At 59.6% G+C, this 23616-nt stretch carries 21 protein-coding genes and 5 pseudogenes; 16 read left to right on the top strand and 10 right to left on the bottom strand.

Annotation, left to right across the window (positions count from 1 at the left end; genetic code table 11):
• Positions 1-26 precede the first annotated feature (26 nt).
• From ACZ1HN_RS16515 to moaA, 5 genes and pseudogenes are all read right to left on the bottom strand, one after another.
• Positions 27-1075 (bottom strand): annotated as a pseudogene (locus tag ACZ1HN_RS16515) (glycosyltransferase family 4 protein).
• Positions 1068-1769: a 3-deoxy-D-manno-octulosonic acid transferase gene (locus ACZ1HN_RS16510; RefSeq protein ID WP_472729384.1), complete on the bottom strand. Its 702-nt coding sequence runs from the start codon at positions 1767-1769 to the stop codon at positions 1068-1070. The pseudogene ACZ1HN_RS16515 and the gene ACZ1HN_RS16510 overlap by 8 nt, the downstream one beginning before the upstream one ends.
• 21 nt (positions 1770-1790) lie before the next feature.
• Positions 1791-1973 (bottom strand): annotated as a pseudogene (locus ACZ1HN_RS16505) (glycosyltransferase N-terminal domain-containing protein); the annotation flags it as partial.
• 70 nt (positions 1974-2043) lie between these two features.
• Positions 2044-2364, bottom strand: a pseudogene (locus ACZ1HN_RS16500) (3-deoxy-D-manno-octulosonic acid transferase); the annotation flags it as partial.
• A gap of 7 nt (positions 2365-2371) precedes the next feature.
• Positions 2372-3379, bottom strand: a complete 1008-nt coding sequence (moaA, locus tag ACZ1HN_RS16495) for a GTP 3',8-cyclase MoaA (RefSeq protein ID WP_472728286.1) — start codon at positions 3377-3379, stop codon at positions 2372-2374.
• 76 nt (positions 3380-3455) lie between these two features.
• On the opposite strand from moaA, the gene ACZ1HN_RS16490 reads away from it, so the two are divergent.
• Positions 3456-3905 carry a hypothetical protein gene (locus tag ACZ1HN_RS16490; RefSeq protein ID WP_472728285.1) on the top strand — a complete coding sequence of 150 codons (450 nt, stop codon included), beginning with the start codon at positions 3456-3458 and terminating at the stop codon, positions 3903-3905.
• Between the two features lie 10 nt (positions 3906-3915).
• On the opposite strand, the gene ACZ1HN_RS16485 is transcribed toward ACZ1HN_RS16490, so the two are convergent.
• The 3 genes and pseudogenes from ACZ1HN_RS16485 to glmU all read right to left on the bottom strand — a co-directional run bounded on the left by ACZ1HN_RS16485 (position 3916) and on the right by glmU (position 7762).
• On the bottom strand, positions 3916-4590 hold the full coding sequence (locus ACZ1HN_RS16485; protein ID WP_472728284.1) for a DNA alkylation repair protein: 675 nt from the start codon (positions 4588-4590) through the stop codon (positions 3916-3918).
• Positions 4587-6406: pseudogene (glmS, locus tag ACZ1HN_RS16480) on the bottom strand (glutamine--fructose-6-phosphate transaminase (isomerizing)). The gene ACZ1HN_RS16485 and the pseudogene glmS overlap by 4 nt, the downstream one beginning before the upstream one ends.
• Positions 6407-7762 carry a bifunctional UDP-N-acetylglucosamine diphosphorylase/glucosamine-1-phosphate N-acetyltransferase GlmU gene (gene glmU, locus ACZ1HN_RS16475; protein WP_472728283.1) on the bottom strand — a complete coding sequence of 452 codons (1356 nt, stop codon included), beginning with the start codon at positions 7760-7762 and terminating at the stop codon, positions 6407-6409.
• Positions 7763-7889: 127 nt separating this feature from the next.
• On the opposite strand from glmU, the gene ACZ1HN_RS16470 reads away from it, so the two are divergent.
• The 6 genes from ACZ1HN_RS16470 (at position 7890) to ACZ1HN_RS16445 (ending at position 13694) form a co-directional block, all read left to right on the top strand.
• The gene (locus ACZ1HN_RS16470) at positions 7890-8555 is read left to right on the top strand and encodes an HAD-IA family hydrolase (protein ID WP_472729340.1); all 666 of its coding nucleotides are present in this window, start codon (positions 7890-7892) and stop codon (positions 8553-8555) included.
• 80 nt (positions 8556-8635) lie between these two features.
• Complete coding sequence (locus tag ACZ1HN_RS16465) at positions 8636-9835, top strand: DegT/DnrJ/EryC1/StrS family aminotransferase (protein WP_472728282.1); 1200 nt, start codon at positions 8636-8638, stop codon at positions 9833-9835.
• A gap of 155 nt (positions 9836-9990) precedes the next feature.
• Positions 9991-10713 (top strand): EF-hand domain-containing protein, encoded by a 723-nt coding sequence (locus ACZ1HN_RS16460; protein ID WP_472728281.1) that lies wholly within the window; start codon positions 9991-9993, stop codon positions 10711-10713.
• 79 nt (positions 10714-10792) lie between these two features.
• On the top strand, positions 10793-11956 hold the full coding sequence (locus ACZ1HN_RS16455; protein ID WP_472728280.1) for an isovaleryl-CoA dehydrogenase: 1164 nt from the start codon (positions 10793-10795) through the stop codon (positions 11954-11956).
• Positions 11956-12231, top strand: a complete 276-nt coding sequence (locus ACZ1HN_RS16450; RefSeq protein ID WP_472728279.1) for a hypothetical protein — start codon at positions 11956-11958, stop codon at positions 12229-12231. Before ACZ1HN_RS16455 ends, ACZ1HN_RS16450 begins: the two co-directional genes overlap by 1 nt.
• 2 nt (positions 12232-12233) lie before the next feature.
• Positions 12234-13694: an AMP-binding protein gene (locus ACZ1HN_RS16445; protein ID WP_472728278.1), complete on the top strand. Its 1461-nt coding sequence runs from the start codon at positions 12234-12236 to the stop codon at positions 13692-13694.
• 14 nt (positions 13695-13708) lie between these two features.
• Here ACZ1HN_RS16445 and ACZ1HN_RS16440 read toward each other — a convergent pair whose 3' ends face one another.
• Complete coding sequence (locus ACZ1HN_RS16440; protein ID WP_472728277.1) at positions 13709-14314, bottom strand: OmpW/AlkL family protein; 606 nt, start codon at positions 14312-14314, stop codon at positions 13709-13711.
• 137 nt (positions 14315-14451) lie between these two features.
• On the opposite strand from ACZ1HN_RS16440, the gene ACZ1HN_RS16435 reads away from it, so the two are divergent.
• From ACZ1HN_RS16435 to ACZ1HN_RS16415, 5 genes and pseudogenes are all read left to right on the top strand, one after another.
• Entirely contained in the window at positions 14452-16056 is a 1605-nt protein-coding gene (locus tag ACZ1HN_RS16435) for a carboxyl transferase domain-containing protein (protein WP_472728276.1), read from the top strand.
• Positions 16057-16066: 10 nt separating this feature from the next.
• Positions 16067-18000: pseudogene (locus tag ACZ1HN_RS16430) on the top strand (acetyl/propionyl/methylcrotonyl-CoA carboxylase subunit alpha).
• Positions 17997-18662, top strand: coding sequence for a glutathione S-transferase family protein (locus tag ACZ1HN_RS16425; protein ID WP_472728275.1), 666 nt, complete (start codon positions 17997-17999; stop codon positions 18660-18662). The pseudogene ACZ1HN_RS16430 and the gene ACZ1HN_RS16425 overlap by 4 nt, the downstream one beginning before the upstream one ends.
• Positions 18663-19517, top strand: a complete 855-nt coding sequence (locus tag ACZ1HN_RS16420) for a hydroxymethylglutaryl-CoA lyase (protein ID WP_472728274.1) — start codon at positions 18663-18665, stop codon at positions 19515-19517. It abuts the gene before it with no gap.
• Positions 19518-19533: 16 nt separating this feature from the next.
• Complete coding sequence (locus ACZ1HN_RS16415) at positions 19534-20319, top strand: crotonase/enoyl-CoA hydratase family protein (RefSeq protein ID WP_472728273.1); 786 nt, start codon at positions 19534-19536, stop codon at positions 20317-20319.
• Here ACZ1HN_RS16415 and ACZ1HN_RS16410 read toward each other — a convergent pair.
• On the bottom strand, positions 20316-21227 hold the full coding sequence (locus tag ACZ1HN_RS16410; RefSeq protein WP_472728272.1) for a LysR family transcriptional regulator: 912 nt from the start codon (positions 21225-21227) through the stop codon (positions 20316-20318). The two genes, ACZ1HN_RS16415 and ACZ1HN_RS16410, sit on opposite strands and share 4 nt — an antisense overlap.
• A gap of 93 nt (positions 21228-21320) precedes the next feature.
• Between ACZ1HN_RS16410 and ACZ1HN_RS16405 the strand changes: the two genes are divergently transcribed.
• The 4 genes from ACZ1HN_RS16405 to ACZ1HN_RS16390 all read left to right on the top strand — a co-directional run bounded on the left by ACZ1HN_RS16405 (position 21321) and on the right by ACZ1HN_RS16390 (position 23616).
• On the top strand, positions 21321-21602 hold the full coding sequence (locus tag ACZ1HN_RS16405; RefSeq protein WP_299699273.1) for a DUF1330 domain-containing protein: 282 nt from the start codon (positions 21321-21323) through the stop codon (positions 21600-21602).
• 176 nt (positions 21603-21778) lie between these two features.
• On the top strand, positions 21779-22570 hold the full coding sequence (locus tag ACZ1HN_RS16400) for a GAF domain-containing protein (RefSeq protein ID WP_472728271.1): 792 nt from the start codon (positions 21779-21781) through the stop codon (positions 22568-22570).
• A 150-nt stretch (positions 22571-22720) separates the two neighbouring features.
• A complete protein-coding gene (locus ACZ1HN_RS16395) occupies positions 22721-23086 on the top strand; it encodes an NADH-quinone oxidoreductase subunit A (RefSeq protein ID WP_299549776.1) in 366 nt (121 codons plus the stop codon).
• Positions 23083-23616, top strand: a complete 534-nt coding sequence (locus tag ACZ1HN_RS16390; protein WP_472728270.1) for a NuoB/complex I 20 kDa subunit family protein — start codon at positions 23083-23085, stop codon at positions 23614-23616. The genes ACZ1HN_RS16395 and ACZ1HN_RS16390 overlap by 4 nt, the downstream gene beginning before the upstream one ends.

Here is a 23616-nt window from a genome sequence, read left to right as displayed (position 1 = left end):
GGCAGACCGCCCCACCCACCGTCCCTTCAGGAGCTTAGAAGTTCTTTGTAGATCGCGATGATTGCGTCCGCTTCCTGCTGAAGCTGGAAGTGGTCGACCATGTGCTGACGGGCGTTGTTCGACCATTCGGTTAGTTTGTCTGGATTGGTCAGCAGCGCGGTCGATGCATCCACCATCTGGTCCACATCTCCAGCGTCGATGAGCGTGCCTGTTTGTCCGTCAACGATCAACTCTTCGAACGCGCCGACGCGGGTTGTAATGGCGGGCGCACCGCAGGCCATGGCCTCAAGTGGTGTGAGGCCGAAGCCTTCCCACCGTTGGGGTGCGATATAGATGTCGAGGGCCTGGTAGAAGCGGGGGTTTCCCAGACGGGAACCTCTGGCAGGAACAGTAGTCGATCAGCAAGATCAGCGGCCTGCACACGCGCTTTGAGGTCGTCGAGAAAGCTTTGATCCTTGTCGACGGCCCGGCCCATGACAATGGCGGCAGCCCGTTGATGATCGTTCAACACCCGGATCATTGCATCAACGAAGACATCCGTGCCCTTCTGCGCCCGAATGCGCCCGAAACAGCCCATGAGTGGACCATGTGGCAACCCGAGTTCTGACCTGAGTGCTGCCTTGTCCGGATGCGGCACAAAGGTGTTGGTGTCGATACCATGGTGGATAACCGTGGCATCGCGCTCAAGATAGCTGGCCGTCTTAGCAGACGTGGCAATGATCGCGTCCATGCGTGCGATCAGCGCTTTGGTCAGCCCGGTGTGATGGCGCTGGCTGGCTGAGGTAAACAGCAGTTTGAGCCGCTTGCCCAGCAATCCGCGCAGGGCCAAGCCGGCGATCATCTCCACATTGCGCCGGGCATGCCAGACCCGAGCGCCGGACGGACCGCTGCGCGGCATGTTCAGAAGGCGGGACCATGGGACGTTTGGTACGTCGTCCGGCATTTCGGGGGCGCAGGCGGTAATGGCGATGGACTGCGCTTGCAGCGGCACCAGCCGCGCGACGGTGGCGGTGACACCCGAAAGCCGTCTTTTGAAATTTGGGGCAATAACGTCGATGTCAGCGAGATCAGGCATGGGGGTCCATAGCCTGACCATCCATCAGAGAGAAGAGGCGGTGCGCAATCGCATCCAGCGCTTCGGTGCCCGTGGGGGCAAGAGGGCGGGCATTGGTCGCCAGTTGCGCGGCACGGCTTGGGTGGGTGAGGAGTGTGTCGATCTCTGCCGCGAGTGTGGCGCTGTCTGTCACTTGCACGCTCGCGTCCTTCATCTGGAAAGCGGCGTAGGCCTCCGCGAAGTTTGCGTAGTTCGGTCCGTGAACGATGGCTGTCTGTGCGGCCGCCGGTTCGAACGGCGTGTGGCCTCCGACATCCGAGAAGGAGCCGCCGAGAAACACGATTGGACTGAGCGCGTACCAAAGGTCTGTCTCGCCCATCGTGTCGGCGAGATAGACTTGCGTAGGTGCGTCCAAACTCTGCCCCATGCTGCGCTGTGCGACGCTTAGGTTGGCCTCACGGATCAAGGGCAGGATATCGGTGGCCCGTTCTGGATGGCGTGGCACAAGGATCAGGCACAGGTTCGGGTGCGACTTCAGCAGAACGTTGTGCGCGGCCAGCACCTGTTCTTCTTCGCCGGGATGGGTTGATGCAGCGACCCAGACAGGTCGTCCTCCCAGCGCGCCGTGTGCCGCATCCAACTCTTCCGGTTTGACGCGGGGTGCTCCGAGGATGGATTTGAGGTTGGTGCCCTGTTCAGCCTCAATGAGCCCCATATCCCGCAAGTGGTCACGGCTCCGCCTGTCCTGGCAATGCGCCCAGGTTATCCCGCGCAGAACATAGGACGCAGTGGTTGGAAATTTCTTCCACCCGTCCGCGCTGCGATCTGACAAACGGGCATTGAGCAGGGCAACGGGCAAATCCCGTTGCGCGCAGATATCCAACAGGTTGGGCCATAACTCGGATCTCGACCAGTACACACAAGTCGGGGCGCCAATGGTTCAGAAAGCGGCTGAGGGGACCCATGCCGTCCAGGGGACTGAACTGGTGCAGGACGCCTGTGGGCAGATGAGGAGCAACAGCTTCGGCTGAAGTGGCGGTGCCCGACGTCAGCAGCACTTGCACATCCGGAGCCACATCGCGGATGCGCTTGATCAGCGGCAGCACCGATTTTGCTTCGCCCACCGAAGCGCCATGAAACCAGATCAATGGTCCAAGCGGACGTTCAGCACTGGAGTGTCCCAGCCGTTCATGCGCGCGATCCACGGTAACCCCAGCCCGCCGCAATTTGTTTACAGCAGAGCGCGCGGCAAAGGGTAGGGCCACCGCGCTGAGGGCGCGGTAAAGCCGGAACAGGGCCGTGGGGTGCATGGGCGTCCTAGCCGCCCGTGTGGCTCATGTGCCGGGGCATCTGCCCATCCAGCCGTTGCCGGGAGTAGTCGAAATCATGTCCCTTGGGCTTGAGGGCAATGGCGGCGCGAATGGCCTCCTTGAGCGGGCCGTCGTCCTCGGGGAAATCACGCAATGGCGCGCGCAGGCCGGCCATATCTTCCTGACCCAAACACATGTATATCTCACCCGTGCAGGTGATCCGCACGCGGTTGCAGCTTTCGCAGAAATTGTGGCTGAGCGGTGTGATGAAGCCGATCTTTTGGCCCGTTTCTTCCAGCCGGACATAGCGTGCGGGACCACCCGTGCGTTCGGCGAGATCCGTGACCGTGTAGTGTTCGGAATAGCGCGCGCGCACATCCTTCAATGACCAGTATTGGCCCAAACGGTCCTCGTTGCCGATGTCGCCCATCGGCATGACCTCAATCCAGGTGAGGTCCATGTCGCGCTCGGCGCACCACTGAGTGATGGTCGGCAACTCATCTTCGTTGAAACCTTTGAGAGCGACGGCGTTGATCTTGATCCGCAGGCCGGCGGCCTGAGCTGCATCAATGCCGCGCAGCACTTGGGGCAGGCGGCCCCAACGTGTGATGTCGGCGAATTTACCCTCGCCCAGAGTATCCAGCGATACGTTCACCCGACGGACACCCGCAGCATAGAGTTCCTTGGCGAAACGCTCCAACTGACTGCCATTTGTCGTGAGCGTCAGTTCCTTGAGCGATCCAGCATCAAGATGCCGACCCATGCCGTTGAAAAAGGTCATGATGTCCCGGCGCACCAGCGGTTCGCCGCCTGTAATGCGCAGCTTTTGCACGCCGAGGTCGACAAAGGTCGAACACATGCGGTCCAGTTCTTCCAGTGTCAGCAACTCTTTCTTGGGCAGAAAGGTCATGTTTTCCGACATGCAATATACGCAGCGAAAATCGCACCGGTCGGTAACGGATACGCGCAGATAGGTGATGGCGCGCTGGAAGGGGTCGATCAAAGGGGCTGTCATAGGTTAATTGGTATGCATCGCGCGGCCTACCTGCAAGGGGCATTGCGCGACAATGGACCAAAGTCGAGGTATGCGAATGCGCTGGTTTATGTTGAGTGTCTGCGTTCTGAGTGTGGCGGCATGCGATGCGCTGCCCCAATGGGCGGGCGGTGCCAGGCCCGCGCCAACGGTGGAGCAACCGGTTGATGAACAGGCGGGAGGGGCGGAAACTGATGCGGACGACGCGGTTGATGAACAATCTGCTGCAGCACCTGATGACGCGGCCGAGGTGTCGATCGGAACACTTGGGCGCACCGTTGCATCGCTTGGGAATGCGGCGGAACCGGGGTTGTGGTTGAAGACGCCGCTGGTGTCGGTCGAACAGAGTGGCCGCGTGTACTATGCCGAAACCAATACGACCGTGGACGTCACATTGATCCCCATTGACGGACCCAGCACAGCAGGCAGTCGCCTGTCCCTTCAGGCGATGCAGGCGCTGGGTGCGCCTTTGACCGGATTGCCAGAAGTGGATGTTTTTGGCGCGTAGCGCTAGGCTTTCAGAGGTACTTTCCCGCCTCACGCCGCGCAAAGGGTTTCATCGCATCACCGTGTGTTGCCAAGAATTCTGTGGCGCGCGGGACGTCGTGTTTTGAAAGCTCACGCACCCACCATGCAATCACTTTCTGGATGAACCACGTCTGATCCGGCACATAGGTTGCGGCCCAGCTCAGTACGCGGTCACGTATTTCAATGTCCTGCGGCTTGGGATTGTTCTGCTTGGTCCACGGGAGGGTAATGACCAGAGCCGCCCGACGCGTCCACATGTGATCCGAGCCTGTCCAGGCTTCGACTTGATCCACTCGTGTTGGGTCAGCGACAAGCCGTCTTTGACCCGCCATGCAGGCGTGATCGGCGATGGCCCAGCTGTCGAAGTCGGGAACCCATGACGCGATCAGAGCCCAGGCATCCTCGTCGGGCCGGATCCGCGCTTGCGTCAACAGCTTGGCGGCTGCAACACGCGCTTCGTAAACGTCCGTCTGCCAAAGCCCGTCGGCCAAGGCGATGCGCGCTGGCACGTCCAGCCCTTGCCGCCATTGCTTGGACAGGTCGTTCAGAACCGGGTTCGGCACGCCCAAATGCAGCCGGTCAGACTTGTGATAGGCTTTGGCGCCCGCTGCTCGTTCGACATCGGCATGCGCATTTATCTGATCCAGTGCCTCTTCGGGGGTCATTCCACGGTCACGGATTTGGCGAGGTTGCGGGGCTGATCCACATCGGTGCCTTTGGCGACAGCAGTGTGATAGGCCAGCAACTGCGCGGGCAGGGCATAGAGGATGGGTGCGACGATATCCGGACAGTCGGGCATGGCGATCTCTGACCAAACGCCATCCCCGGCTTCGGCAATACCGGCCGCGTTCGAGACCAGAACCACTTTGCCCTTGCGGGCCATGACTTCCTGCATGTTTGACACCGTTTTGTCGAACAACCCGTCCTTGGGCGCCATGACAACCACCGGAACATGTTTGTCGACCAACGCAATGGGCCCATGCTTTAACTCACCTGATGCATAAGCTTCGGCATGTATGTAACTGATTTCTTTCAGTTTAAGGGCGCCCTCCAAGGCGAGCGGATACATGACGCCGCGTCCGAGGAACAGGATGTCCCGCGCCTCGGCCAGTTTGCGTGCCGTGCGCTTCATCACAGCGCTTCGGTCAATGCCATGCGTCATCAAAGATGGAAGGCTGCGCAGTGCCGATACGTGATTGGCGAAGGTTGCCGTGTCAATCTCTCCGCGGTCCCGCGCCGCGCGCAGGGCCAACATCAGCAGAACAGTCAACTGGCACGTGAACGCCTTGGTCGACGCCACGCCAACTTCGACCCCTGCATGGATCGGCAGGGCGAGGTCGCTTTCACGGGCAATCGAGCTTTCGGGGACGTTGATCACGGATACGATCTTGTCCGCCTTACCGTCGCAATAGCGGAGGGCGGCAAGGGTGTCCGCCGTTTCGCCCGATTGGCTGACAAACAGGGCCAGTGTTTTGCCGGGGATGGGTGGCTCACGGTAGCGGAATTCGGACGCGACATCGACCTCGACCGGCAGGCGAGCGATCTGTTCGAACCAGTACTTTGCGGTCAGGCAGGCGTAGTATGCAGTGCCGCAAGCAACCATGGTCAGCCGCTCAATGTTTTTGAAGTCGATGCCGGGGTCGGGCAGGGTGATTTCGCCATCGCTGCCCAGATAATTGGCAAGCGTATTGTTCAGAACATTGGGCTGTTCCGCGATTTCCTTGGCCATGAAGTGCTTGTGACCGGCCTTGTCCACGCGGGCTGCATCGATCTGGATTTGACGTACCGCCCGGTTGGCCAAAGTGCCGTTAGCATCCCGGATCTCGACCCCTTGGCGGGTAACAACCGCGCGGTCGCCTTCCTCCAGATAGGTGATGCGATCGGTCAGGGGGGCCAACGCGATGGCATCTGACCCGACAAACATCTCGCCCTCGCCATGGCCGATGGCAAGGGGGAGCCTTTGCGCGCCGCGACAATCAGGTCGTCCTGCCCATCAAAAAGGAATGCGAGGGCGAATGCGCCCTCAAGCCGGTCCAACGTTTTGAACGCGGCCTCAACCGGCTCGGCACCTTGCTGCATGTGGTGATGCGTCATCAGGGCGACGGTTTCGGTGTCTGTCTCGGTCTCGAAACTGATCCCGGCGTCGGCCAGTTCGGCACGCAATTCGCGGAAGTTTTCAATGATCCCGTTGTGCACGACGGCAACCGGACCGGCGCGATGCGGGTGCGCGTTGCCCTCGCTTGGGCCGCCATGTGTGGCCCAGCGGGTGTGACCTATCCCCGCTTTCCCAGCCAGGGGTTCATGCACCAACTTGTCGCTCAGGTTCACGAGCTTGCCAACGGCACGGCGGCGGTCAAGGACACCACCGTTGATCGTTGCAATCCCGGCGCTGTCATAGCCACGGTATTCAAGCCGCTTCAGCGCCTCGACCAGAATGGGGGCCACTTCATGATCGCCCAGAACGCCTACAATTCCACACATTTAACTGCCTCTGCTCTGACGGGCCTTCTTGGCGCGCAACATTTCAAAGAGTTTGCGGGCCATACCCGGTTTTTCGACTTGCGGCGCGCGGGCAATGGCAAGGGCGCCGTCCTCCACATCAGATGTGATGACCGAGCCGGAGCCGGTCATTGCCTCATCACCGACGGACACAGGCGCCACAAGCATCGTATTGGACCCGATGAAGGCACGTGCGCCAATCTCGGTCCGGTGTTTCATGACGCCGTCGTAGTTGCAGGTGATGGTCCCTGCGCCGATATTGCTGGCCTCGCCCACCGATGCGTCGCCGATATAGGACAGGTGATTGACCTTCGCTCCGGTGGCCAGTGTCGCGTTCTTGACCTCGACGAAATTGCCGATGCGTACATCCTCGGCCAGCTCGGCACCGGGGCGCAGGCGGGCATAGGGGCCAACGATCGCACCGCGCGACACGTGGCACCCCTCCAGATGCGAAAAGGCGCGGATGGTGGCGCCGCTTTCAACGGTCACGTCGGGGCCGAAGACCACATTTGGCTCGATCAAAGCATCCCGCCCGACGACGGTGTCAAAGGACAGATAAACCGTGTCGGGGGCCATCATTGTCACGCCGCTGTCCAGCAATTGAGCGCGCGCGCGGGTCTGAAAGATGGCGTCAGCATCCGCTAGGTCAGAGCGGCTGTCGACACCCAGGGTTTCGGCCTCATCGCACTTCACCGCCGTGACCTTCAGTCCGCGCGCATTGGCCAGTTCTGGCACGGCAGTTAGGTAGTATTCGCCTGATGCGTTGTTGTTTGTGACCTCAGACAGAAGCTCGAACAGCACCTTTGCGTCACAGGCCATCAACCCGCTGTTGGTAAAGCGGATGGCCCGTTCGTCTTCGGTGGCATCCTTGTATTCGACGATCTTGACCAGCCGGTCTCCGTCCATGACCAGACGTCCGTAGCGGGGCTGCAACTCGGCGATGTCAAAGCCCAGTACGACGACATCGTGGGTGCGCCGGGCCTCAACCATACGGGTGAGGGTGTCGGGTTGCAGAAAGGGTGTGTCACCAAAGACGACAACCACGTCGCCCTCAAATCCTTCAAGCGCTGCGCGGGCCTGATCCACGGCATGGCCGGTGCCAAGCTGTTCTTCCTGAAGTACCACATGAACGCTTGGGTCAAAATCCATCGCTGACGCGCGCACCTGATCGCTGCCGTGTCCTGCGACCACGATTGTGTGTGCGGGTTCGAGGGCTGATCCGGCCCTGAGCGTGTGGTGCAGCATCGGGGCGCCAGCAATGGGATGAAGGACCTTGGGCAGGTCCGATTTCATCCGTGTGCCTTTGCCCGCGGCCAGGATGATTAGTGCAACGCTCATGGCTTTCTCTTTGTATTTTTGTTTGGCCCTGTTTATCCGCTGGGCGCAAAGGCGCAAGCGTGTGGCAATCAAAGAAGATTTCGGCTTGCAACAGGAATGGGCGGTCATCCGCCAGAAGGGGCGACGTATGGCGGCGGTGATTTTCGATCTGGATGGCACGTTGGCAGACACAAGTGGGGACCTGTTGGCTGCAGCCAATCACTGTTTTCGCGACATGGGTTTGGGTGATGTTCTGGGGCCGGACGATGCGGGTGTCGCGCTGCGGGGCGGGCGGATGATGCTGCGCACTGGCCTGACACGTGTGGAGCAGATGGATGATGCGGTGGTCGACAAATACTACCCCGTACTCCTCGAAGCCTATGCGGCTGACATCAGCAGCCGCACAACACTGTACCCCGGGGTAATGCAAGCCATCGCGGTCTTGTCCGATCAGGGCTATGCCATCGGCATTTGCACCAACAAACCTGAAGGGTTGGCGGAACAGTTGATGCAGGACCTTGGTGTGCGGGATGCGTTCGGCAGCCTGGTCGGGGCCGATACACTGCCCGTACGCAAGCCTGATCCAGAACCTTTGTTCGAGGCAACACGCCGTTTGGGCGTCGATCAGCAGACCTGCATTCTGGTGGGTGATAGTGACACCGATCGGAACACTGCCCGCGCAGCAGGTGTGCCATCGGTGCTGGTGACTTTTGGACCGTCTGGCGAGGATATGGCGGCTTTGGAACCCGAAGCGTTGCTGGACAACTATGCCGCACTGCCCAGCGTTGTCACCGCGCTGCGCCCACTGGCCTAATCCCGCAGGTTCGCTTTCGGAACATGAAATAAGAGCAGGATGTCTTGACGGGTTCTGCGCCACATCTCACAAACACCACCATGACAGAGCATTTTACAGGCAGCTTCACCCAGCAAGAGCCCATTCCCGAAGCGGGGATTGAGGCGGCGATTGCAGTTATGCGGCATGGCCGCTTGCACCGATACAACACGGTCGAAGGCGAGTTGTCGGAAACGGCGCTGCTGGAACAGGAGTTTGCAGCCGAGGTCGGGGCGCAATACTGCCTTGCGGTGGCATCGGGCGGGTATGCCATGGCGACGGCCCTGCGTGCGGTCGGGGTGCAGGCAGGGGACAAGGTGCTGTCAAATGCCTTTACCCTCGCGCCGGTGCCTGGTGCGATTGCATCGCTTGGTGCCGTGCCTGTGTTTGTTGGGGTGACTGAAAGCCTGACCATCGACTTGGATGATCTCGAAGGCAAGTTGGACCAGGCCAAGGTGCTTCTGCTCAGTCACATGCGCGGGCATATCTGCGATATGGACCGCTTGATGGCCATGTGCGATGCCGCCGATGTGACGGTGATCGAGGATTGCGCCCACACTATGGGGGCCGCATGGAACGGTGTCGCCTCGGGGCGGCATGGGGCCATCGGGTGCTATTCGTGCCAGACCTATAAACATGTCAATTCGGGTGAGGGCGGATTTCTGGTCACTGATGATCCGCATCTGGCGGCCAAGGCCGTAATGCTGTCCGGCAGCTACATGCTGTTCGAGCGTCACCTTGCCGCCCCGCCGAAAGAGGCGTTCGACGACATCAAATACCACACACCCAACATTTCGGGGCGTATGGACAACTTGCGCGCGGCAATCCTGCGCCCACAGATTGCGGATATTGCAACGCAGTGTCAGCGCTGGAACGACCGCTACTATGCGATTGAGGACGGTTTGCGTGACACGCCCGGCCTGACCGTAATTGATCGTCCCAAGGCAGAAACGATTGTTGGGTCGTCCATTCAGTTTCTTTTGCTGGATTGGGCTGCATCCGCGGTGCGCGAAGTCATTAGCCGATGCGCTGCACGTGGTGTTGAATTGAAATGGTTTGGCGCAGCAGAACCGGTTGCGTTCACCAGTCGCTATGACAGCTGGCGCTATGCCCCTTCAAAACCGATGGCGGCCAGTGACCGGGTGCTGGCGGGCATCGTGGATATGCGTGTTCCCTTGACGTTCAGTCTGGAAGACTGCGCGTTGATTGCCCGGATCATTCGGGACGAAGTCACCCGTATCAACAATCGCATGACGGCCTGAACGTGGGTAAATAGGCGGATGGGCGCCGCTCTAGCGGGCTCAAATGCTTTGTCCGGACACGAATTGGCGTGCGTCCCGGCACGTTGGTGATAGCATTTGGTGCATTCCGTGCGGCTTATGTTCAGCAGCACGACATTGACCAAAAGCTATCGACTATGCGCACAGAGAAGAAGTCTGAGACCCTCGAAGTTCGGGTGAGCCTGAGTGAAAAATCCGCCTTTGCAGCCCGTGCGGCTGCGCGGGGCGAATCCATGAGCGCTGCCCTGCGCAGGCTGATTGCAGAAGATGCCGTGCCTCATCTTTTATTCAATGAGGTTCCCATGTGGCGAAAATTCGTCTTTGCCGGTGCGCCGGCCGCTCTCACCGCTTCTGTCCTGATCGCCGTCTCTCTTGCCGGAGCGGAAGCCAAAACTGATTTCAAGGGCAACTTTCGCTCCTTGGATACCAATCGGGATGGTGTGGTCGACCGCGCAGAACTTGTGGCGGACATGACCCATCAAATTGCACAGGCAGACATTCCACGTGCGTGCAAAGGCACGCAATGGGAAGAACGCTGGACCGCCACACCCGAGAAGTTGGCCGATGGGCATATGGAATTTTATGACGCAAATGGTGACGGGGAAGTGACGCTGAAGGAATACGTAGCCGCCTTTGAACGTCAGAGAGCAAACGACTTTGTTGATGCCGACACAGACAACAGCGGGTTTGTCACACTGAGCGAGCTTGAAGCGGCGTATCGTTTGGATGAGGCCAAGGTAAGTGCGAAATGCCGCGCGGCCATCGGGATGCAGAGCGCGGCCAAGGCCCCTGAGATCATCGAGTTTCTGGACGCCGACGGCGATGGCCACGTGAGTCTTCGGGAATTCGTGGACCACTGACCGGGACTCGACACTGAAATCCTTCCTCGCTATTATTGAACGTGCGTTCAATTTACGGGCGAATATCGGGGGAGGACCCATGTTCCACGCATCAATGACTTTCGATCTGGGTGACGAGATCGGCGCGCTGCGCGATATGGTCCATCGTTGGGCGCAGGATCGTGTGAAACCGATTGCGGCCAAGATCGACACGGACAACAGCTTTCCGCCCGAACTTTGGCCCGAGATGGGTGAGCTTGGTCTACTTGGCATTACCGTGTCAGAGGAAGACGGTGGGGCGGGCATGGGCTATCTCGCCCATACGGTCGCTGTCGAGGAAATCGCACGGGCCAGCGCTTCGGTCTCTCTCAGCTACGGTGCGCATTCGAACCTTTGTGTGAACCAGATCAAACTGAATGCCACCCCCGAGCAGAAGGCAAAGTACTTGCCCGGATTGGTCAGCGGGGAAAATGTCGGCGCACTTGCCATGTCGGAAGCTGGCGCTGGCTCGGACGTTGTGTCGATGAAACTGCATGCCGAGAAACGCAATGATCGCTTTATCCTGAACGGTACGAAGTATTGGATCACCAACGGACCGGACGCCGATACGCTGGTTGTCTACGCCAAGACTGATCCGAACGCCGGTGCCCGGGGCATGACAGCATTCCTGATCGAACGCAGTATGGTCGGGTTCTCCACATCCCCACATTTTGACAAACTTGGTATGCGGGGGTCGAACACGGGTGAGTTGATCTTTGAAGATGTCGAGGTCCCGTTCGAAAACATTCTTGGGCAAGAGGGGCACGGCGTGGCCGTCCTCATGTCTGGCTTGGACTATGAACGGGTTGTTCTGGCAGGGATCGGACTGGGCATCATGGCGGCATGTCTGGATGAGGTCATGCCCTATGTCACCGAACGCAAGCAATTCGGTCAGCCCATCGGAAACTTCCAATTGATGCAGGGAAAGATCGCAGACATGTATGCCGCGATGAACTCGTCCCGCGCCTATGTCTACGAAGTCGCCAAGGCCTGTGATCGGGGCGAGGTCACTCGGCAGGACGCGGCTGCATGCTGTCTCTATGCGTCCGAGGAAGCCATGAAACAGGCGCATCAGGCCGTTCAGGCCATGGGTGGCGCAGGATTCCTGAACGATGCACCCGTTGCGCGGATTTTCCGTGACGCAAAGCTGATGGAAATCGGGGCGGGAACATCGGAAATCAGGCGCATGCTGGTGGGGCGTGAGCTGGTTTCGGCCATGATGTGATGCCGCGCCAGGTTATCATTACAACAGCCACTTTGGTTGTTCTGGCTGCGCTCGGTGGCTTCTGGCTGGGCCAGCGGCAGGTGAACCTGGACGCGACTGGTGTGATCGAGGCTGTGGCCGATGCACATGTGGCAACGCATGGCGGCGACAGTCGCGAATGCGTGGGATGGCCCGGGGATGACAGCGCCGTCTTTTTTGTGCGTTGCGGCGCATCCCTTTATGCCGTGGACCGGTGGGGGCGGGTCTCTCTGGTTGATCAGGAGGGCGGAGCGTGAATATGGCTGCCCAGTGCCTGAAGCATCCTGACGAGCAGGTCGCAATCATTGATCTCGCACCAGCGGGTCGTATCGACGTGACCTATGCCGATTTGTCCGCGATGGTGGATGGATTGGCTCGGGCTTTGCAAGCCGAGGTGAGACCGGGTGATCGCGTGGGCGTGTTGTTGTCACAGTCGCCTTGGTGCGCTGCGGCGCATCTGGCGATCTGGAAAATTGGCGCGATTTCAGTGCCTTTGTTCAAGTTATTCAAGCATGACGCGTTGCGGTCTCGTATCAGCGATGCGGCTGTTTCCTTGGTTCTGACCGACCGGGAAGGTGCCGCACTGGTCGGAGAGTTGGCCCGGTGCTGGCAGGCGGATCAGGCGGGCATGCCGGGTGATCCTGTGCCTTTCGCATCTGCGACGGCAAAAACTCCGGCTGTTCTTATCTACACGTCGGGCACCACTGGGAGCCCGAAGGGTGCACTGCATGGGCACGGGGTTCTGGACGGCCACTTGCCCGGTGTCTCGCTCAGCCATGATGAGCTGGGTCAGTCGGGTGATTGTTTGTGGACGCCTGCCGACTGGGCCTGGATTGGCGGCCTCTTTGACGTGTTGATGCCGGGGCTTGCCTTGGGCGTGCCCGTTGTCGCCGCACGCATGCCAAAGTTCACCGTGGAAGGTTGCCTGAAAACTATCGAGCAAGCATCTGTACGGAATGTGTTTTTCCCTCCAACGGCTCTGCGCATGTTGAAGGCCGAGGGCGCTCGGATTAGCGGATTGCGGTCGGTTGCCAGCGGCGGCGAACCATTGGGCGCGGAAATGCTCGCCTGGGGTCGGGACGCGCTGGGTGTTACGATCAACGAGTTTTACGGCCAGACGGAATGCAACATGGTGGTGACGTCCTGCGCCGCACAGTACGAGAGCAAGTCCGGGTGCATGGGCCGCCCGGTGCCCGGGTTTGATGTGGCGATCATCGATGAGGATGGCAGCATAACGGAAGGTGAGGGCGACATAGCGGTCAGGCGTGGCGCACCATCAATGATGCTTGAGTATTGGCAGCGCCCGGGGGCCACAGCAGACAAGTTTCGAGGCGAGTGGATGCTGACCGGGGATCGTGGTCAACAAGACGGGCCCGATATCCGGTTTGTTGGACGCGATGACGATGTTATCACGTCAGGCGGTTATCGAATTGGACCGGCTGAGATTGAAGACTGTCTGCTGACGCATCCGGACGTTGCAACAGTTGGTGTTGTAGGAAAGCCCGACGCACTGAGGACTGAGATCGTCAAAGCCTACGTTGTGCCCAAACTGGGCAGGCATCCGGATGCGAAGTCTTTGCAAGCTTTCGTCAAAGACCGGCTCGCAAACTATTCATATCCAAGGGAAATCGAATTTCTGGATGCCTTGCCCATGACTGTCACAGGCAAGGTTATTCGTAAAGAGCTCAAGGCGCGCGCAATCCGCGAGGTGCAGGAGTGATGCGCGCCTTGACTTTAGAAGCGCCGCACATAGGCGAAGTTCAGAACGATCGGGTCAATCTCGGCAGTGCCGATATTTGCGCCGTCCAAGGTCACATCGCTGTCGATGTCGATCCAACGGATGTTGGCACGGAACGCATCACGATCGCTGATGGCATAGTCGACACCGGCCTGCACGGCGACGCCCCAGCTGTCATCCAGTTTAAGGTCGCCAAGAGGCGAGGATTCATCCGAGAAGGTGGTGTAGTTCACACCGATACCCAGATAGGGTTTCCAGGCGGTATCAGTGGGGAAGTGATAGTTGACCGACAAGGTCGGAGGCAGGTGTTTGACCGACCCGATATCGCCCGAGGTGGACAAGGATACGTCGTGTTTAAATTGGGTTGCGGCCAAAAGTTCTATGCCCCAGTTGTCGGCAAAGAAGTATTCACCGGTAATGGTCAGCGCATAGCCGTCATCGACATCTGCAGTTTGAGAGGCAACGGTCCCATTGTCAGAGTCGGGGAAAACCCCACCCAGACCGACACCAAGGGTCCAATCTCCTTTCGATTGAGCGGATGCGCCACCGGCAAGAGCCAGCGCTGCGCAGGCGGCGATCACGAATCTATTGGTGTGTTTCATCTCTTTTTTCACCTGTTTTTGAGTTCCTGCGTATCTTTTGCCCAAGCGGCAATTTCTCGCGATGATCCAGATCAATCGCAGACAAGTTTCGGTTGCGACATTCTGTCCACCAATCTCTCTACATACGGAGTTCTGCCATGCGCCTGACCTCTTCGGTCCTGACCGGGTCCGACGATTTTCGTTCCAACCGCGCGGCGCATCTGGACGCTTTGCGCGTTGTTGAAGAGGCGGCGCACGCGGCGGTGCAAGGCGGCGGCGAACGGTCACGCGACCGGCACATCAGTCGCGGCAAGATGTTGCCGCGTGATCGTGTGGCAAACCTGTTGGACCCCGGTTCGCCTTTCCTTGAGGTTGGGGCGACTGCCGCGCACGGGCTCTATGACGGCGCGGCACCCTGTGCCGGGGTGATTGCAGGTGTGGGGCGCGTCATGGGGCACGAGGTCATGGTGGTGTGCAACGACGCCACCGTGAAGGGTGGCACCTATTACCCGATGACCGTCAAGAAGCATTTGAGGGCTCAGGAGATCGCGGAACAGAACCATCTGCCCTGCATCTACCTGGTCGACAGCGGTGGTGCGAACCTCCCCAATCAGGACGAGGTGTTCCCGGATCGTGATCATTTCGGGCGCATCTTCTTCAACCAGGCGCAGATGAGTGCAAAGGGCATTCCCCAGATTGCGGTCGTCATGGGGTCTTGTACGGCAGGTGGTGCATATGTCCCTGCCATGTCCGACGTGACAATCATCGTAAAGGAACAGGGCACGATCTTTCTGGCCGGGCCGCCACTGGTCAAGGCCGCCACGGGCGAGGTGGTTAGTGCCGAAGACCTTGGTGGCGGCGACGTACACACGCGTCTCTCTGGTGTGGCCGACTATCTGGCCGAGGATGATGCGCACGCACTGGCTTTGGCGCGTAGAAGCGTTGGCAACCTCAACCTGCGCAAGCCGACCGCCGTCACGCTGCAAAGTGTTGAGGAACCTGCTTATGACCCCGAGGAAATCCTTGGTGTCGTGCCTGCCGACCTGCGCACACCTTATGACATTCACGAGGTGATTGCGCGGGTCGTTGACGGTTCACGCTTCGATCCGTTCAAGGCGCGGTTTGGCGAAACGCTGATCTGTGGTTTTGCCCATATCAAGGGCGTGCCCGTCGGCATCATCGCCAACAACGGTGTGCTGTTTTCCGAAGCCGCCCAGAAAGGTGCGCATTTTGTCGAGCTGTGTTCGCAACGCAAGATTCCATTGGTGTTCCTGCAAAACATCACGGGATTCATGGTCGGCCAGAAATACGAAAACGAAGGGATCGCGCGCCACGGGGCCAAGATGGTGACGGCGGTGGCGACCACGTCGGTGCCGAAGGTGACGATGCTTGTCGGTGGATCCTTTGGCGCGGGCAATTACGGCATGGCCGGGCGCGCCTATTCCCCAAGATTCCTGTGGTCATGGCCGAACTCGCGCATATCGGTCATGGGCGGCGCACAAGCTGCGGGTGTGCTGGCCACTGTGAAACGGGACGGGATCGAGCGGGGCGGGGGCACGTGGTCAGCCGAGGAAGAGGCCGCGTTCAAACAGCCGACCATAGATATGTTCGAGGAACAGTCGCATCCGCTCTACGCCTCCGCGCGATTGTGGGATGACGGCGTGATTGATCCCCGCAAAGCGCGGGACGTTTTGTATCTCAGCCTGTCTGCGGCCCTGAATGCACCGATTGAGGACACACGCTTTGGCGTGTTCCGGATGTGAGGAATTGCTGATGTTTGGTACAATCCTCATTGCAAACCGGGGCGAGATTGCCTGCCGTGTCATGGAAACCGCTCAGGCCATGGGTGTGCGGTGTGTGGCGGTGTATTCCGAAGCGGACGCCGCCGCAAAGCATGTGCAAATGGCTGACCAGGCTACGCTCATCGGCGGTGCAGCACCTGCTGACAGTTACCTGAAGGGCGATGCCATCATCCAAGCTGCGTTAGACACTGGTGCGCAAGCCATTCATCCCGGCTATGGCTTTCTCTCCGAAAACCCGGAGTTCGTGGAAGCGGTCGAGGCGGCGGGCCTGACCTTTATCGGGCCATCGGCCCAAGCGATCCGGGCCATGGGGCTCAAGGACGCGGCCAAGGCCCTGATGGTCGAAGCGGGCGTACCCGTTGTGCCCGGCTACCATGGCGCGGATCAGTCCGATGACCTTTTGGCGGCTGAGGCGGGCAAGATGGGCTATCCCGTTCTGATCAAGGCTGTTGCAGGCGGCGGTGGCAAAGGTATGCGCCTCGTGGAACGTGCAGCCGACTTTGCAGACGCGCTCGCCAGCGCCCGAAGCGAGGCGCAGACCGCCTTTGGCAACCCGGATGTGCTGGTCGAAAAATTCGTAACGCACCCCCGCCATATCGAAGTGCAGGTCTTTGGCGACGGTACGAACGCTCTGCATCTCTTTGAACGCGACTGTTCGCTGCAGCGCCGTCACCAGAAGGTCATTGAAGAGGCGCCAGCGCCCGGCATGACAGACGAGATGCGGGCGACGATGGGGGCTGCCGCCGTGCGGGCAGCGGAAGCCATCGGTTACAAGGGGGCAGGGACGGTTGAGTTCATCGTTGATGGCTCCGGCCCGCTGCGCCCAGACGGCTTCTTTTTCATGGAAATGAACACGCGCCTGCAAGTCGAGCACCCGGTGACCGAGGCGATCACCGGCGTCGATCTGGTCGAATGGCAATTGCGCGTCGCGGCGGGGAGCCTTTGCCTGCCACACAAGATGATCTGGCGATTTCGGGCCATGCCTTTGAGGCACGTCTTTACGCCGAGGATGTGCCAGCCGGGTTCTTGCCGGCAACGGGGACACTGACGCATCTGAGTTTCCCGGACATGGCGCGCGCTGACAGCGGCGTGCGTGCAGGGGATGAGATCAGCGCGCATTACGATCCGATGATCGCCAAGGTCATCGTGCACGGGCCGACGCGCGATATTGCGCTGAAACGCTTGTCGCAAGCACTGGCAAAGACACAGGTCGCGAGCACGGTGACCAACCTTGCTTTCCTTGGCGCGCTGGCGGGGCACGAGGGCTTTGCGGCTGGCGAGGTAGATACCGGCCTGATTGCGCGCGACATTGATGTCTTGACAACGCTATCAGAGGTTCAGCCAAGGCACGCCATTGCGGCTGCGATGGCTGTGTCCGGTCTGGATGGCGTTGTCTCCAACGCCGGGTTCACTCTCTGGCAGCCATTGCGACGCTCGGTACCGCTGATGTATGGCGACGATGTATTGGAGTGCTGTGTCGAGGTTCTGGATCAGGACACGCAGCGCTGGCATATTGATGGACCCGATGTGTTGGCCGAGCGACGGCAGGGACAATGGACGATCGGTGGTCAACTCGCTCCGGATGTGCACGTTGCCGATGGTATCGCCACGGTCTTTGACGGCTATGGAATTGCGTTCCAAATTGTCGATCCTTTGAATGTGAACGCCACGGCAGCGGGTGACGGCAATGTGGTCGAGGCACCGATGCCCGGTCTGGTCAAGGCGGTGTTCGCTGCACCGGGGGCGGTTGTGGCCGAAGGCGATAGGCTCGCCATTCTCGAAGCGATGAAAATGGAGCACGTCCTACTGGCGGCCCGCGATGGAACGGTGGCCGAGGTATTGGCGTCCGCAGGCGATCAGGTGGTCGCTGGCGCTGCGCTGGTGCGGTTGGAGGATCAGGCGTGATCACGCTGCATCACTGCCCCCAAACCCGGTCCATGCGGTCGCTATGGTTGCTGCACGAATTGGATTTGGACTTTCGGGTCCACGTGCACCCGTTTGACAAGTCGTTGCGCGCCCCGGAGTTCTTGAACCTCAGCCCCGCTGGGCGGGTCCCTGCGCTTGAGATTGACGGTCACCGCATGTTCGAAACCGGTGCAATCACACAGTATCTGTGCGAGCGTTTCAGCCCTGACGGTCTTGGCCGCAGCCCCGGCACGCCTGAGCGCATGGATTGGTTGGTCTGGGTGCACTTTGCGGAAACGGTCAGCCAGCACGCCGCGGCGCTGACACAGCAGCACATCGTACTTTACGATGACAAAATGCGCAGCCCGACCGTCATGAAGCTTGAGGCGGCGCGTCTGGGAAAGTGTTATGACGCGATCGAGGCTCGCTTGTGTGACCCGTCGGCTGAACGCGATTATCTGCTAACGTCAGGTTTCTCTGCTGCGGATGTTTCCGTTGGGCAGGCTGTCTATATGGCGCGGTACTTCCGCACCTTTGATGATCATCCAGCCTTGGCGCGCTGGTTTGAGCGGATCACCGACCGCCCGGCATTTCAGGCAAGTTTGCCGGATGTGTCCGACCGGCTCTATGATCAAGACTTCTATCCTGCTTGGGAGGCATGAATGGACGCGGTTGAAATCTACGAAGTTGGACCGCGTGACGGTCTGCAAAACGAAGCGGGCGAGATCCCGGTTGCCGACAAGATCGCACTGGTCGACAAACTGAGCGCTGCAGGCTTTCGGCGGATCGAATGTGCAAGCTTTGTCAGCCCCAAATGGGTGCCACAGATGGCGGGCAGCGCCGAGGTGCTGGCAGGCATCACCCGCGCACCCGGCATCCGATATGCCGCCTTGACCCCGAACATGCGCGGTTTTGATGACGCACGCACCGCTGGCGCGGATGAGATTGCAGTGTTCGGCTCGGCCAGCGAAGGTTTTTCGCGCGCCAACATAAACGCCAGTATCGACGAGTCACTGGATCGGTTTGCCCCCGTCATCGATGCCGCGCGCGCCGTTGATCTGCCAGTACGCGGCTATGTGTCTTGCGTGGTGGAGTGCCCCTACGACGGCGCGGTTGACCCCGAGGCAGTAGCGCGCGTCGCGGACCGCCTGTTCGCCATGGGCTGCTATGAAATAAGTTTAGGGGACACCATTGGGCAGGGCACGCCAGACGCGGTCGCGCGCATGCTGCTTGCCGTGCGTGACGTGGTGCCAGTGGGCCGTCTTGCCGGGCATTTCCACGACACCAATGGAAAGGCGCTCGACAACATCGACGCATCTCTTGCGCTGGGTGTTCGGGTCTTTGACGCCGCCGTTGGTGGTCTGGGCGGATGCCCCTATGCGCCAGGGGCGGCGGGCAATGTTGCGACTGAAGCGGTGGCTGCGCATTTGACACGTCTGGGATACGAGACCGGGCTTGATCAAACCTTGATCGAAGAAGCTGCCGAGTTGGCGCGCAGCATGCGCAATACCGCATAAGGCAAGGAAAAGAACCGTGACTGACACTCTTTCGATCACTGTCGATCCACGCGGTGTTGCAACGCTGCTGCTGGACCGTGCGGACAAGCACAATGCGATGAATGCGGCCATGATTGCGGACCTGCACAAGGCAGCCAAGGTGCTGGGCAGCGACGACGCTGTTCGTGTTGTCGTGCTTGCCGCCGCAGGCAAAACCTTCTGCGCGGGTGGCGATCTGGGCTGGATGCGTGAGCAGATGCAGTCGGATGCGGACACAAGAGCGCACGAGGCCGGCAAGCTCGCCCACATGCTGCACGCATTGAACACAATGCCGAAGCCCCTCATCGGCGCCTTGCATGGCAATGCCTTTGGGGGCGGGGTTGGCATGGCGTCGGTCTGCGATGTGGCGATAGGGGCTGATCACATTAAGTTGGGACTGACCGAGACTCGGCTTGGCATTATTCCAGCAACAATCGGCCCCTATGTGGTCGCGCGGATGGGGGAAGGACGCGCCCGGCGCGTGTTCATGTCTTCGCGGCTCTTCGATGCATCCGAAGCGGTTGAGCTCGGCCTTTTGGCCAAATCGGTCCCGGCGAATGACCTGATGCAAGCCGTCGAGGACGAAGTGACCCCGTATCTGAACTGTGCACCCGGCGCCGTCGCCGCCGCCAAGGCATTGGCGCGGGAGTTTGGTCCCCGGATTGATGACCAGACGATTGCCACGTCCATTGCAGCACTGAAAGCACGCTGGGAAACGGAAGAGGCCGCAGAAGGCATTGACGCTTTCTTTGCCAAGCGCAAAGCAACCTGGGTGCGGGCCTAGTCTTCGTCCGCACCGGCAAAGGCAGAACGTTTCCGGCGCAGCGCAGTTGAGACGAATTCGGTAAAGGTGGCGATGCGCGGCACGGCACGCAAATCTGCGTGCGTCAGTACCCATATAGGCAGGTAAGGCATAAGCGGGAGGCCGGGCACCCGGGCAAGGTCCGGATCAGTGTCGCCCAGAATGCAAGGAACACGCGATGCTCCAAGATCGGCCCGTATCGCCCCCAGCATGGCCACCATGTCATCAAGGGCCATAAAGGTTCTCGTGTTCGGATAAATGGTCAGCACCTCTTTGGGCGTCGGCTGCCAATGCAGAAAGCGCAACCACCGCAAACAACGATTTGGGTCGCTTTCCAGCTTTGCGATATAGGCTTTGCTCGCATAAACAGCGGATTTCTGCACCGCAACCTGCCGCCCAACCAGATCCGGATCGGGGGTGTCTGAAATCCGAATGGCCACGTCAGCTTCGCGTTCTGCAAGGTTCAGCGTTTCAATGCTGCCTATGATCGTCAGCTCGATGTCGGGGTGCGCTTGCACAAAATCGCCAAGGATTGGCGCAAGCACAGACTGCACCATCAAATGGGGTGCTGTTACGGTCAGCGGACCGCTCAGGGCAACATCGCGTGCGGCAATCGCACGCGACAGGCTGGCATGCTCGATTTCAAATGCTTCTGCGGTGCTGGCTGCATCACGGCCGGCTTGTGTGGGCACATATCCAGAGGGGCGGCGGTCAAAAAGTGATGTTCCAAGCGCCGCTTCTGCTGCCGAAATCCGGCGTGAGACGGTGGCGTGATTGACCCCAAGCGACCGAGATGCGCCGCTTATGCCGCCGTGCCGAACTGTTTCAAGAACATATTTCAGATCATTCCAATCCATGTCGCCCTCGTCCTCACTGCCACGATTGATCATTTTTGCACATGGTTTGCGCAAATACTCTCATTTTCCTCACAGATTGGACGTGGTCAAGATATGTGGAAACTCCAAAAGCAAAGGATGGAAACCATGACCACGCATGCCGTCGTTATGATGCGGATCACAAACCCGGAAAGCCTGGCTCAATATCGTGAGCAGGCTGCTGATGCACTTGCCCGCCACGGTGGGGAAGTGGTGCAGGCTTCTCCTGATCCGATTGCACTTGAGGGCGCGCCAGTGATGCCAGACGTGCTTGCGGTCCTGCGGTTTCCTGATCGCGCTGCCGCTGAAGCCTGGAAAGCCGACCCAGAGCTGCAGAGCATCCATGAATTGAGACGCGCCAGCGGTGGCTCGGATATAATACTGATGTGATTGCTGCGTGACTCAAAGCAATCGTTTGTGCAATCGTTGGACGCAAACGCAAAGTCCGATGGGCGGGTCAGCCCTTCGGATCGTTTTTGTTTTACCTAGCGTCAACATTTCGATATTTCTCATTGAGTACGCTGCGCTATACTGCGCATGACGGGTTGCGTAGTGGATCTAGAAAGATGGCAGATTTTGCATTTGATTTCAGCCATACGGACGAGTTTGATAAACTTGCGCGCGCCATAAAAACGAAGCTGAACTGCCAAACAAGCATGATCAGTGTACGGCAAGACGACGCGATCCTTGCTTTGGGTCATTCGACCAAGTCAACGCGGCTCGAAGATCGCCTGTTTGCCGCGCAGGACACGATCTGCACGTACACGGTGAAAATCCGGGCGCCGCTGCGTGTGGTTGATGTTCCAAGCCATAGTTGCTGGCGCCACGCGCCGGTTACGACAACCCTGAACATAGGCGCTTACCTGGGGGTGCCTGTTCGGTTGAACGAAGGCGACCCAATCGGCGCCGTGTGCGTGCTCTCAAGTGCGCCGCGCATCTGGAGTGATGAAGAGCTCGCCTATCTCGAGACAATTGCTGACCTGATCGGCAGTAAAATTGAGCGCCTTATGCTGCGATACGAGCAAAAGGCGCTGAGTGATGCGCTGGCCGAAAACGACGCAATCCTGACTACGCTTGCCGAGACAAGCGGCAAAGCCATCACTGTTCACAATGATGCAGGCGAACTGGTCTTTGCCAATGCGGCACTTCGGGCGGATTTGGAACTTACATATCAGGAACTGCTGACACTGCCTCACGTCGCGCAGCGGCTCGCCAGTGATGGCGCAAGGTCCGGCGCGGTATCGGTCAGCGCGCCAGGTCGTCCAAGCCAGGCGCTGCACGTTCAGCTCTACGCGCCGAAGGAAGGGCTGACGCTCGCCGAGTGGAGCAGGAGCGACGCGTCGATCACATTTATCTGAAGACGCTGCGTCGAAATCACCCGGTAATTTCCGCGTCTTCGTGCACCTGCCTTTATTGACCCTGCCGGGTGGCGCGCGTAAACCCGTTGTCAGCCAATCATGCCACTTGACCTGGCGCACTCACGCTCGCGCCAAGAAAAGGAGCCCAACGTGGAAGAGATGTTGCGGGAGTATCTCCCCATTCTCGTATTTCTGGCCGTCGCCATTGGCCTCGGACTTGTCCTGATCCTAGCTGCTGTGGTCCTTGCTGTACGCAATCCGGACCCTGAAAAAGTGTCGGCTTACGAATGCGGGTTCAACGCATTTGATGACGCGCGTATGAAGTTTGATGTGCGGTTCTACCTCGTGTCGATCCTGTTCATCATCTTCGACCTCGAAATCGCCTTCCTCTTCCCTTGGGCCGTGGCCTTCAAGGATGTGAGCATGGTCGGTTTCTGGTCCATGATGGTGTTCCTGGGCGTTCTGACCATCGGCTTTGCCTATGAATGGAAGAAGGGGGCGCTGGAATGGCAATGACAGACACCGCCGGTCCCGCCTATGTAGGTGGAGACAAGGACCACGCCGCGCAGGCCCTGAATGCCGAGCTGCAGGATAAAGGCTTCCTGCTCACGTCGACCGACGACATCATCAACTGGGCACGCACCGGTTCGCTGCACTGGATGACTTTTGGCCTCGCCTGCTGCGCGGTCGAGATGATGCACACCTCCATGCCGCGCTATGACCTCGAACGGTTCGGCACCGCGCCCCGCGCTTCCCCGCGCCAGTCCGACCTGATGATCGTGGCTGGTACGCTGACGAACAAGATGGCGCCAGCGCTGCGCAAAGTCTATGACCAGATGCCCGAGCCGCGCTACGTTATCTCCATGGGCTCTTGCGCCAACGGGGGTGGTTACTATCACTACAGCTATTCCGTGGTGCGCGGCTGCGACCGGATCGTCCCGGTTGATGTCTACGTCCCCGGTTGCCCGCCCACAGCCGAGGCGCTGCTTTACGGCATCCTGCAGCTGCAACGCAAAATCCGCCGCACTGGCACCATCGTCCGCTAG

This window comes from Tateyamaria sp. GN1-10 (assembly GCF_055693845.1).
The sequence above is the reverse complement of the archived record's forward strand: the minus strand, read 5'-3'. Positions and strand labels throughout refer to the sequence as shown.

Coding starts and splice junctions, on each gene's coding strand:
- ACZ1HN_RS16510 (WP_472729384.1), bottom strand. CDS start 1,769: ATGGGGCTCATTGAGGCTGAACAGGGCACCAACCTCAAATCCATCCTC.
- moaA (WP_472728286.1), bottom strand. CDS start 3,379: ATGACAGCCCCTTTGATCGACCCCTTCCAGCGCGCCATCACCTATCTG.
- ACZ1HN_RS16490 (WP_472728285.1), top strand. CDS start 3,456: ATGCGCTGGTTTATGTTGAGTGTCTGCGTTCTGAGTGTGGCGGCATGC.
- ACZ1HN_RS16485 (WP_472728284.1), bottom strand. CDS start 4,590: ATGACCCCCGAAGAGGCACTGGATCAGATAAATGCGCATGCCGATGTC.
- glmU (WP_472728283.1), bottom strand. CDS start 7,762: ATGAGCGTTGCACTAATCATCCTGGCCGCGGGCAAAGGCACACGGATG.
- ACZ1HN_RS16470 (WP_472729340.1), top strand. CDS start 7,890: ATGGCGGCGGTGATTTTCGATCTGGATGGCACGTTGGCAGACACAAGT.
- ACZ1HN_RS16465 (WP_472728282.1), top strand. CDS start 8,636: ATGACAGAGCATTTTACAGGCAGCTTCACCCAGCAAGAGCCCATTCCC.
- ACZ1HN_RS16460 (WP_472728281.1), top strand. CDS start 9,991: ATGCGCACAGAGAAGAAGTCTGAGACCCTCGAAGTTCGGGTGAGCCTG.
- ACZ1HN_RS16455 (WP_472728280.1), top strand. CDS start 10,793: ATGTTCCACGCATCAATGACTTTCGATCTGGGTGACGAGATCGGCGCG.
- ACZ1HN_RS16450 (WP_472728279.1), top strand. CDS start 11,956: ATGCCGCGCCAGGTTATCATTACAACAGCCACTTTGGTTGTTCTGGCT.
- ACZ1HN_RS16445 (WP_472728278.1), top strand. CDS start 12,234: ATGGCTGCCCAGTGCCTGAAGCATCCTGACGAGCAGGTCGCAATCATT.
- ACZ1HN_RS16440 (WP_472728277.1), bottom strand. CDS start 14,314: ATGAAACACACCAATAGATTCGTGATCGCCGCCTGCGCAGCGCTGGCT.
- ACZ1HN_RS16435 (WP_472728276.1), top strand. CDS start 14,452: ATGCGCCTGACCTCTTCGGTCCTGACCGGGTCCGACGATTTTCGTTCC.
- ACZ1HN_RS16420 (WP_472728274.1), top strand. CDS start 18,663: ATGGACGCGGTTGAAATCTACGAAGTTGGACCGCGTGACGGTCTGCAA.
- ACZ1HN_RS16410 (WP_472728272.1), bottom strand. CDS start 21,227: ATGATCAATCGTGGCAGTGAGGACGAGGGCGACATGGATTGGAATGAT.
- ACZ1HN_RS16405 (WP_299699273.1), top strand. CDS start 21,321: ATGACCACGCATGCCGTCGTTATGATGCGGATCACAAACCCGGAAAGC.
- ACZ1HN_RS16400 (WP_472728271.1), top strand. CDS start 21,779: ATGGCAGATTTTGCATTTGATTTCAGCCATACGGACGAGTTTGATAAA.
- ACZ1HN_RS16390 (WP_472728270.1), top strand. CDS start 23,083: ATGACAGACACCGCCGGTCCCGCCTATGTAGGTGGAGACAAGGACCAC.